Genomic DNA, 6,773 nt, shown 5'->3' on the forward strand with positions numbered 1-6,773 from the left:
ATAAAAACACAATGTTGTTATACTGAGATTGTTATACTGTTCTAACAGAGAAAACTGGAGTTGCGTATGATAAAATATATTTTGATTCAAGATTTACACGATACTGAGCCACCAATCCTTGGTTAGGCTTTAGCAGTGTTACGTTACTCAAGTAAACCGCCATCCGGCGGTTTTTTATTATAAAAGGTAATAATATCAAGCTCTAACCCTGCTATTCAACAGACGCATTGCACTAATAAGCACGTGACAGGAAGAGCCATTAGTCGATAGTTATGGATAACGCCCCCACCTCAATACTCAATTCGCAGCTTACTTTAACGCATCATCATTCATACCCACATATTCCCTTCTCTGCTATAAAAAATGAATAATCTGAATCAATTGACAGTCTTCATTGCGTCTAAAATGTAACTGGTTCTTTAATGAAACCAAAATTGGTTGATTTAGGCGGTTGTTTATGGTTTAATAGATAATGAAGATATAATCTTCATTTGGAGACACGAGGACAATACTATGAAAACTACAGCCTTAGGCCGTTTGTTGCGTAAGCTACGGATTGATCGTGGAATGATCATGAAAGACTTAGCTGAGGTATTAGGCGTTAGTTCTGCATATTTATCAGCTATTGAGCTAGGTAAGAAAGCGGTTACAGATAAAAATATACTTAGAATGATCGAATATTTTGACTTAAATCCCGAGGACTCTGCAGAGCTGAGGCATGCAGCAAAAACGTCTCAACCCTCAATTAAGATAGAACTAAAAGATAGTTCAATTGAACAGAGGGAGCTAGCGGTGTCATTTGCCCGCAATTACCAAAATATATCGCCTGAAGATCAGAGAAAACTTATGGAATTGCTGGAGGGATAGTGCGATGGCACATAAACGTAAACTTGGCCATAAAGTAAAACCTCTCAAAACTGCGACCATTGAGAGTTCTGCAAGGAATTGTCGAGATTCATTCAGACAATTTAAGCCTTACATTAATATTTGTAAGCTTTATGAAGTCCTACAAGAGTTAGGTGTTTTATGCTTTGAAGTAGTAGAGGATTATGAGTTAGGCGATGAAGAAGCTCGAACCTATCCGAATGCTAAACTAATCAAAATTAAAAACACGGTATACGAAGCCGCGGCTAATGGTGATGGACGCGCTCGGTTTACACTAGCTCACGAACTCGGGCACCTTGATTTACACAAAAATCAAGAACCAGCATTTTCGCGTGGTGACCACCAAGTTTATGAAGACAGCGAATGGCAAGCTGACACCTTTGCAAGCGAGTTTTTGATGGATAGTAGGATGATTAATTCTACAGATACAGCACAAGATCTTGTGGAAAAGTTTGGAGTTAGCTACACAGCAGCGGCATTAAGGCTCAAAAAAATGAGAGGATAAAGAAAAGGAAGGCTGCGACCCCTTCCTTTTCTTAGATACTTATTACGCAAAATACCTAGGTAACGTTGTCATCTAGGTATCTGGTTGAAACAGCATAAAAGTAAACTTGACAGTCTTATCTTAGTGCAGTTTCCATCAGTTTGTCAACGACGACAGATTGAGGAGATACTCATGCCAGCATTATGTAATGAAGATGTTGTTGTGATCTTTCGCCCTTATATCACTCGAAACGGTAAACGAATTTTCCGTAAAGATGGTGGTATGTGGCGTTTAGAGATACCAAAATCAAAATTCAAAGGTTAGACATTTGTTTTTTGATTTACAAAAGCCTTGTTAATCCAAGGCTTTTTACTTTCTAAAATGTTCTTGTAATTTTCGAGACCGACATCAACTTAAAACAATAAACCCTCCTTAGTTCAATACTTTAATTTATATCATCCCATGCTTTAAAAATCACCAAATCAAAATAACCAAAAATATTTTAAGTTTTCCTAATTTTTAACTTGACCCATCACTTAAGTTTTCCTAAATTGTATTTAAGAAAACTTAAACAAACTACCGAGGACAGGGAAATGATTCTAGCGAAAGTTCACACCACACCTAAGCAACGCGATGAGTTTCGTCTACTGGTGGCAATACGTTTTGCCTGCTTAATGGCGCTGGCCAAGGGCCACACCGACCCGATGGATTGCCCACGGGTGCAAGCCCGCTGCGCCGAGCTGGTAAAGCATTTTGCCTATCACCACCCAAGCGCTGCCTTTTACCGCCAGTTTATACGCCACACGGGCGAACTCGGGCTCAACTTCAGCCTGCGCTTCACTGAGCCCCAACAAGGTTTGTACGGCAAGGTGATGGTGTGGCGTAACGAACAGGCGGCCACTAACGTGCATCCGCTGCAACTCACCCAAGCGGAGCAACCAACATGAGCGGAATCAACACCGCGTTTTTGCTTATGGCCCAGTTCAACAAAGTGATAGTGCCACTGGATCAAATCAGCAAAGAGTATTTTGGCCTCGAACCGCGTACCGCGGCCAACTATGCCAAAGCCGGCCGCTTGCCCTTAGCCGCCTTTCGCACCAGTAACAGCAACAAAGCGCCTTGGATGGTCAATGTCACCGACCTTGCCGAATACCTCGACAAGCAACGCGACGCCGCCAAGCAAGATCAAATCAACTTAGCGTAATCAGCGGCTCAGTGGGGAGGTATCTATGTTTTTTGTTTACGGCGTGTCCATGACCTTAGCGAAAAATCAAGCGGCCAAAAAGTGCAGCACCTCAGTAGGCGCGCACCCTAACCGCCGTCAACTAAGCCCCGACGAGTACCAAGCTAAGTTGGATGATATGGCGCAGCACTTATTTGAAACCATGAAGCCACAACGCCTGTCGCATTCGTTATCGACGCCCGCGCTGTGCCAGCAATACATCGTGTTAGCCATGACCCAAGAAGCCCACCGCGATGTACATATTCGCTATCACAAGCTGTCGGACAAGGTGAACCCCAAAACCAAGAAACCCATCATCAATCTGGTGGTGTTTAACGGCGAAGCCGCAGCTTAGCCCTGCTGATTCAAAAGGAAGGAATAGCGCATGAACCACTTACTCCCAGGCTTTGAATCACAAGAGCGCGTTGCGTTATTGCTATCGCTCACCCGCATTAGTTCGCCCGAGGTGATTGCCGCGTTAACGCTGCATTACACCAGTGCCCTGCCCGCCGAACGCGCGGCGGCTCGCCACGGGATTGAACTGTCGAACTTTATGCGCGGGCAAAAGAAGTTAGAGCAAATCGCCGCCACGGTCGAGGCCATTAAAGCCATCGACTGGGCCAAGCTGCAATCAAACCCTTTGCAACCGAAGCAGGTGGCCTAAATGACTCAATCAGCGGCGTTTCGCCATCTGTTAAATCATTACCGCAGCCATAAGTTAAGCCTGTTACTAAAGGCAAAAACGGGCGACAGCATCAAAATCGCGCTGGCACTGGGCGCGTTAGATTGCCTGTATTGGCAAGCATTGGGCAACGGCTTAACCAACTTAGCCAAGGGCATTAGCCGCACCATAGTGTATTCGTACCGATATCACCCAATGCGTCTGCCCTGCCATCCGCCTGTCAGCCAAACCAGCGACAACCAAAACAAGGAGGCGGCATGAATGCGTTCAGCACCAAAGATGGCGTGGTCACGTTATCTAAGCCCTACTCCACCTTGATGTGCGATCAGCAACAAATCGAAGTGAAGTACACCCCCAACAACTACCACGGCTGGGGCATTTGTAAGTCTTTTAACGCCATCGAGTGCAGCGACTTCGGCCAAGCCGACGCCGAAGTATTCGCACTCAACGCAGAATCAAAACTCAGGATAAAAGGAGAAGCAGCATGAACCCGATACAAGCAGCAACAGTAGAACGTGAAGAAGGTTATTGGACCCATCCAGATTTGCCCGAGTGGGACGAAGGCGTAACCCGCGCAGAGTGTGAAGCATGGGCGGCACGCCAAGGCGGCGAGTTTGTGGCGATTTGGTTTGAACTCGATGCCACTGAACATCAGATCGAGCGCTACTTTGACGAGGGCGACAACGATATCAGCGATTGGCAACCCGTTTGCGACAAGGCCGGCTCATTCTTACTGAGTATTCACGACACCGAAGATGGCCCCGTCGCGCTGTTCTTTGCACCGAAAGATAAGGAGGATATGTAACATCGAGCTAAACGGACAAAATTGTGGGTTATAATGTGTAGCGAAACATAACCCACTTTTTTAATTCAGTTTAATCAACTTGTTAAGCTTTAACGGCAAGCTCTGCAATAAGACTGAACCAGATTTTTACCATTGGCTAGCTTTCGAAAGCCAAAATACGCTTCTGCATCTTCAACTGTCATAGCAACTCGGTTACACATTGCTGAAGGACATTGTGCTATTGCTCCATCAACCTTCTCTATTTTTACAAAAGGGCTCTTAGGAGGTGAATTATTAATTGTCTCTTTATGCTTAGAAATTGTAGGCTGTACTTTATAGCGTCTATAAAAGTCAGTACATACCCAAACTAAACCGCAACAAACTAAGTAAGGCTCATAAGGTCCATTAGAATCAAACATCCAAGCGATACCAATGGATATTGAGGAAATAATCGCAACTACTTCTAATAGTGCTATTTTTCCTAGTTTTAAAACATTCATATTATTAACTCTAATTATTTTTTGAAGCCTAACGCCCGCAGCACGGGCAAATTTGGAGCGCAGCGGAAAATTTGTCCCAGTGCCTGCGCTTGTTAGGCGACTTAGAAAAGACTGTTTTGTTGATGTTTAAAAGATTGAATGACATCTCTAATTTTCAGCTTTTTGTCAGCTTTCTCTAATGCTGATGAGCTCATGTAAGAAATAAGTTTTTCAAGATCAGTTACTTCTTTTATCTTGAGGAATTCCTTAGCTTTGTTTATATACACTAAAGCAGATTTCTTTCTTTTTAAGAGCTCAATTGCATTGCTCAAAGTTCCAGTACTTTTCGTATCCCAAACCATTAATCCATAATCACAATCTTCAGCCATCTTTAAGTCTTTAGCCGTAAAAAATTCTCTGGTTCCTGAAGTTGCATTAGTTTCTATTTTTGATACTGGCCAATGTCCAAGATTGTTTCTTGGGTTATCACCGGAACAGTACACAAGGACGTATTCCATATTCTTTGAAATTAAATATTCTTGAATAGAACTATCTACACCGCTAGCATCACCAACAATTACTTGATAACCAGATTCAACTATGTTGTTGATTCTACCTTGAACATTCTGATCTAAGTTCTTGATTCCCATAGAGCCTGATATGAATACTTTATACATTATCTTTTCCTAGTTACCGTGGCTACATAGATATTTCTTATTTTACTATAGCTTCGTAATACAGTTGTAGCGGCCTCCAAAGAAGAACCTGTATCAAATAGATCATCAACAATCAGCACATCGAACAAGCCTACACCCAATACATCGTTTACTTTGAATACCCCCATGAGCGTAGACACCTTTTCATCTCTCGCTTCGATATCCTTCATAGCTGCTGTGCTACCAGTTTTAACAAGTAGATTTTCAACACATGGGATACCCATTCGGCCAGCTAGATCTCTTGCGATCTCGGTGACTGGTTGCTTAGTTCTAGCTTTCGAAGCTGGCATAGGTATTACTAAACTCGATGATGAAAACGTTCTGCCAAAAGAATTGTATAATTGTTGCCCTATGATTGGCACCTGGGAAAAATCAGATCGGTATTTTAGCTGAAAAAGGGCTTCGCCAGCCTCCGGGCGCTCTGTGTCAAACTGCATGTGCCCATATTCATTGTACCCAACAGGAGTACTGCGAGTAGTGTGCTTGTCCAACGAGTAACCTAAGGTCCAATTCCCTTCAATCTTTTTAATATTTACTTCCATTGCAAGCTCTCTCAAATTACTCGAATCGCCTAACGCCCGCATAAGGGGCGGCAAAACTCAAGCGGCATTGGGTTTAAAATGAGAAGCACCAAAACCAAATGCCGCGTAGTTTTGATGTCCCAGCGAGTTTACGAGCGAACTTGATGCGTTTGTTAGCTGCCTGCTAGTGGCAAAAATTGTTGTATATATTTGTTTTATGTTTTTTAAAATCGAAGCCAACTTTTACATTTCTTGCTGACGATTCAAACTCAAGAGTCCAATTATGTAGAGGCCATTCCCAAGGCCCATCCATATGTCGCCCTATAACAATACGATCAATAATGGTAATTACCCTGTGTTCTTTATCTTCCATCTTGGTATTTGCGATGTAGAAGGATTCTGGAAAAAGTGTCTGGAGCCTATCGATGAAACCTTCACCATTCGCAGACGCAAGAATATCATAGCCAAGTTTGTTTATGACTTTATATACATCGCGTATCCCGACCCCTTGGACGGGGTCGAAAACAGGTGTTTTGTTATCAAAGTGGAGTCGATTTAAGTAAACCGTTCCACCTTTTGCCCTAAGATGCACATCGACTTGGATATCAAAAGTATCAGCAGTTACAGAGCGAACTTCAGCGAAGCTAATAGAGGCTGAAAGTGTAGCTTTACGAAAAAACTCTTTGTATAAGAAAAGAGCCAGATTAACTACACCTAGAGCCAACCCTCCAAAAGCCGCAATTCCTTTCATTGTAGTGGTCAAGTAAAATTGGCCACGGTTTTAGAGTCATTCCAATATAAACGTTCTGACTCATTTGGCGTTAACCCACCATTATATTGATGGGGCCTAGTCTCGCTGTAATATCCAGTGATGTAATTTGTGATCTCTTTATCTGCTTCTGTAAAATTCCCATAACCACTTGCGGGTATCCACTCAGATTTCAAACTTCTAAAGAAACGCTCCATTGGTGCGTTATCCCAACAATTCCCGCGACGACTC

15 protein-coding genes are annotated in these 6,773 nt (G+C 43.1%); 10 read left to right on the plus strand and 5 right to left on the minus strand.

What is annotated here, in order from left to right; genetic code table 11:
- The first annotated feature begins 513 nt into the window (after window positions 1-513).
- The 10 genes from L5M28_RS14840 (at window position 514) to L5M28_RS14885 (ending at window position 4,078) form a co-directional block, all read left to right on the plus strand.
- Window positions 514-867, plus strand: a complete 354-nt coding sequence (locus L5M28_RS14840) for a helix-turn-helix domain-containing protein (protein ID WP_263179674.1) — start codon at window positions 514-516, stop codon at window positions 865-867.
- A 4-nt stretch (window positions 868-871) separates the two neighbouring features.
- Window positions 872-1,390: an ImmA/IrrE family metallo-endopeptidase gene (locus tag L5M28_RS14845; protein WP_263179675.1), complete on the plus strand. Its 519-nt coding sequence runs from the start codon at window positions 872-874 to the stop codon at window positions 1,388-1,390.
- Window positions 1,391-1,561: 171 nt separating this feature from the next.
- The gene (locus tag L5M28_RS14850) at window positions 1,562-1,693 is read left to right on the plus strand and encodes a hypothetical protein (RefSeq protein ID WP_263179676.1); all 132 of its coding nucleotides are present in this window, start codon (window positions 1,562-1,564) and stop codon (window positions 1,691-1,693) included.
- A gap of 269 nt (window positions 1,694-1,962) precedes the next feature.
- Complete coding sequence (locus L5M28_RS14855) at window positions 1,963-2,316, plus strand: hypothetical protein (RefSeq protein WP_263179678.1); 354 nt, start codon at window positions 1,963-1,965, stop codon at window positions 2,314-2,316.
- On the plus strand, window positions 2,313-2,573 hold the full coding sequence (locus L5M28_RS14860; protein WP_220591999.1) for a pyocin activator PrtN family protein: 261 nt from the start codon (window positions 2,313-2,315) through the stop codon (window positions 2,571-2,573). Before L5M28_RS14855 ends, L5M28_RS14860 begins: the two co-directional genes overlap by 4 nt.
- A gap of 25 nt (window positions 2,574-2,598) precedes the next feature.
- Window positions 2,599-2,946, plus strand: coding sequence for a hypothetical protein (locus L5M28_RS14865; RefSeq protein ID WP_006082041.1), 348 nt, complete (start codon window positions 2,599-2,601; stop codon window positions 2,944-2,946).
- 30 nt (window positions 2,947-2,976) lie between these two features.
- Window positions 2,977-3,255 (plus strand): hypothetical protein, encoded by a 279-nt coding sequence (locus tag L5M28_RS14870; RefSeq protein WP_263179680.1) that lies wholly within the window; start codon window positions 2,977-2,979, stop codon window positions 3,253-3,255.
- Window positions 3,256-3,534, plus strand: a complete 279-nt coding sequence (locus L5M28_RS14875) for a hypothetical protein (RefSeq protein ID WP_006082043.1) — start codon at window positions 3,256-3,258, stop codon at window positions 3,532-3,534.
- A complete protein-coding gene (locus L5M28_RS14880; protein ID WP_263179681.1) occupies window positions 3,531-3,761 on the plus strand; it encodes a hypothetical protein in 231 nt (76 codons plus the stop codon). Before L5M28_RS14875 ends, L5M28_RS14880 begins: the two co-directional genes overlap by 4 nt.
- Window positions 3,758-4,078: a hypothetical protein gene (locus tag L5M28_RS14885; protein ID WP_263203736.1), complete on the plus strand. Its 321-nt coding sequence runs from the start codon at window positions 3,758-3,760 to the stop codon at window positions 4,076-4,078. Before L5M28_RS14880 ends, L5M28_RS14885 begins: the two co-directional genes overlap by 4 nt.
- Before the next feature lie 89 nt (window positions 4,079-4,167).
- Here L5M28_RS14885 and L5M28_RS14890 read toward each other — a convergent pair whose 3' ends face one another.
- The 5 genes from L5M28_RS14890 to L5M28_RS14910 form a co-directional block, all read right to left on the minus strand.
- Window positions 4,168-4,557, minus strand: coding sequence for a hypothetical protein (locus L5M28_RS14890; RefSeq protein ID WP_263203738.1), 390 nt, complete (start codon window positions 4,555-4,557; stop codon window positions 4,168-4,170).
- Between the two features lie 101 nt (window positions 4,558-4,658).
- Entirely contained in the window at window positions 4,659-5,213 is a 555-nt protein-coding gene (locus L5M28_RS14895) for a hypothetical protein (RefSeq protein ID WP_263203740.1), read from the minus strand.
- The gene (locus tag L5M28_RS14900; protein ID WP_263203741.1) at window positions 5,213-5,794 is read right to left on the minus strand and encodes a ComF family protein; all 582 of its coding nucleotides are present in this window, start codon (window positions 5,792-5,794) and stop codon (window positions 5,213-5,215) included. The genes L5M28_RS14895 and L5M28_RS14900 overlap by 1 nt, the downstream gene beginning before the upstream one ends.
- Window positions 5,795-5,957: 163 nt before the next feature.
- Window positions 5,958-6,524, minus strand: coding sequence for a hypothetical protein (locus L5M28_RS14905; RefSeq protein WP_263203743.1), 567 nt, complete (start codon window positions 6,522-6,524; stop codon window positions 5,958-5,960).
- Between the two features lie 8 nt (window positions 6,525-6,532).
- A partial coding sequence (locus L5M28_RS14910; protein WP_263147013.1) for an integrase core domain-containing protein occupies window positions 6,533-6,773 on the minus strand: 241 nt, incomplete at its 5' end.

The organism is Shewanella sp. SW32, assembly GCF_025653365.1.
In the GTDB taxonomy this organism is placed as follows: Bacteria; Pseudomonadota; Gammaproteobacteria; order Enterobacterales; family Shewanellaceae; genus Shewanella; species Shewanella oncorhynchi.